Genomic DNA, 2,433 nt, shown 5'->3' with positions numbered 1-2,433 from the left:
GGTGGAGGAACTGGTGATGGAGGCTCCGCTGGTGTTGGCGGAGGGCGGGGCGGTCCAGGTGCGGGTGAGTGTGGCCGAGGCCGATGAGGGCGGTCGGCGCGGCGTCCGGGTGTATTCGCGGGCGGAGGATGCCGGTCTGGGTGCTGCGTGGGTGCGGCACGCCACAGGGACGTTGTGCCGTGCGGATCAGATCTCCGCACCCGACGCAGGGCTGTCGGTGTGGCCTCCGGCGGATTCCGTAGCGGTGGATCCGGCGGACGTGGAGGGCCTGTACGACGGTCTGGAACAGGTCGGCTATCGGTATGGGCCGGTGTTTCAGGGGGTGCGGGCGGTGTGGCGGCTGGATGGTGCGGTGTATGCCGAGGTGGCTCTGGCGGAGGAGCATCGGGTCCAGGCGGCGGGGTTCGGGCTCCACCCAGCGCTCCTCGACGCCGCCATGCACACCATCGCCTTCCACGACCGCGACGAAGCCGATGCGGAGCTCGTGTTGCCGTTCGCCTATCGAGAGGTGGCGCTGCATGCCTCCGGGGCCTCAGCGCTACGGGTACGTGTGACGCCGTCCGGCCCGAACACCATGTCCCTGCAACTGGCCGATGAGAGCGGAGCCCCCGTGGCTTCGGTGGGCTCGGTAGTGTCCCGTCCCGTCAGCGCCGAGCACTTCGGCACGACGGCGACGGCGACGGCGGACCGGATGTTCCGCATCGCTTGGGAGGAACTGCCGGTTCGGTCGGACGGTACGACCGTGGAACCCGTATCGGTGGGCGACGCCGAGGACGTACACCGCCTGGCCACGACGCGGGAGACTTCCCAACCGGACGTGCTGCTGCTGGACCTCGGCAGTGGTACAGCCGATGTGCGGGAGCTGACCGGGCGGGTGCTGCGGGTCGTACAGGCGTGGCTGGCCGAGTCCTCGTTGGCGTCCAGCCGGCTGGTCGTGGTGACGCGGAGTGCCGTCGCCGTCCGGGAGGCCGATCCGGTCGATCCAGCAGCGGCCGCCGTATGGGGCCTGGTGGGATCCGCACAAGCGGAGAACCCCGGGCGGATTCTCCTCCTCGACGTCGACCAAGCGACGATACCCACCGCGTTGCTACCTGCACTGCTCGCCGGTGACCAGCGCCAACTGGCCCTGCGCGATGCCACCTGCTTCGCCCGGCACCTCACCCGTGTCGCGGATATGCCCCAAGCCAGTCCGGGTGGTCGGGGTTCCGGAGGGACGGTGTTGGTGACGGGTGGTACGGGGGCGTTGGGCGCGGTGGTGGCGCGGCATCTGGTGGCCGTACGGGGGGTGCGGAGTCTGGTGTTGGCCAGTCGGAGCGGGCCCGAGGCCATCGGCGCGGCCGAGTTGGAGGCGGAGCTGGTCAAGGCGGGGGCGCGGATACGGATCGTCGCATGTGATGTGGCCGATCGGGGCGAGGTGGCGGGGCTGCTGGATGCCGTCCCGCAGGATGCTCCGTTGTCGGCGGTGGTGCATACGGCCGGTGTTCTGGATGACGGCGTATTGACGGCGTTGACCCCGGAGCGTATGGACGCGGTGTTCCGGCCGAAGGTGGATGGAGCGCTCCATCTGCATGAGCTGACCCGGGACCTGGACCTCTCCGCCTTCGTCCTGTTCTCCTCCGCTGCCGGCACCCTGGGCAACGCGGGACAGGGCAACTACGCCGCCGCCAACGCCTACCTCGACGCGCTGGCCCATCAGCGCCGGGCCCAAGGGCTGCCCGCCGTGTCCCTGGCCTGGGGCATGTGGCAGCAGGCCGCCGGTACGGGGATGACCGGCCGCCTCGGCGATGCCGACCAGCGCCGTATGGCACGCGGCGGTGTCGCCTCCTTGTCTCCGGCCGAGGGCATGGAACTCTTCGACACGGCGCTGCGTACGGCCGAACCCACGGTCCTTCCCATCAAGCTGGACCTCGGCGCGCTCCGCGCCCAAGCCGCCAGCGGGGCGGTCCACCCGCTGCTGCACAGGCTCGCCCCGACGGCCCGCCGAGCCGCTGCCGCTCGGGCCGCGGCCGATCGGGGCCTGGTGACCGGTCGGCTTGCCGGGGCGACCCCCGAGGAGCGGGAGCGGATTCTGCTGGACATGGTCCAGCAGGAGGCCGCCCGGGTTCTGGGACACTCGGCGGCCGCCACCCTCGACCCCGATGTCCTGTTCACCGAGATCGGTCTGGACTCACTCATGGCGGTGGAACTACGCGATCGCCTGGCCAAGCGCACCGCGCTGCGGCTGCCTCCCAGCTTTGTCTTCGACCACCCGACTCTCCGGATGCTGGCCTGGCAACTGCGGGACGAGCTGGAGAAAGCCGATGCGGATGATCCCCCTGGAGCCGCCCAGGCCGCCGAGGCCGAGGCCCCGGCGCCGGCCCCCGAGGCTGCCCCGGCCCCCGGAGCCGCCCGGGAGTGACTCCGCCCAGCACACCCGGTTCAGCCGGACCGGCA

The 2,433-nt window shown here is 71.3% G+C and carries 1 protein-coding gene; it reads left to right on the top strand.

All coding sequences use genetic code 11. The annotated features are described in order from the left end of the window. Positions 1-2,398: type I polyketide synthase (locus GWI24_RS43375; RefSeq protein ID WP_210951512.1), on the top strand; the 2,398-nt coding region annotated here is incomplete at its 5' end. Between the last annotated feature and the right edge of the window lie 35 nt (positions 2,399-2,433).

Origin of the sequence: Streptomyces sp. MK37H, from assembly GCF_018035285.1 — a bacterium.
GTDB classification, from domain to species: domain Bacteria; phylum Actinomycetota; class Actinomycetes; order Streptomycetales; family Streptomycetaceae; genus Streptomyces; species Streptomyces endocoffeicus.
This window is presented reverse-complemented; position numbering and strand designations above follow the sequence as displayed.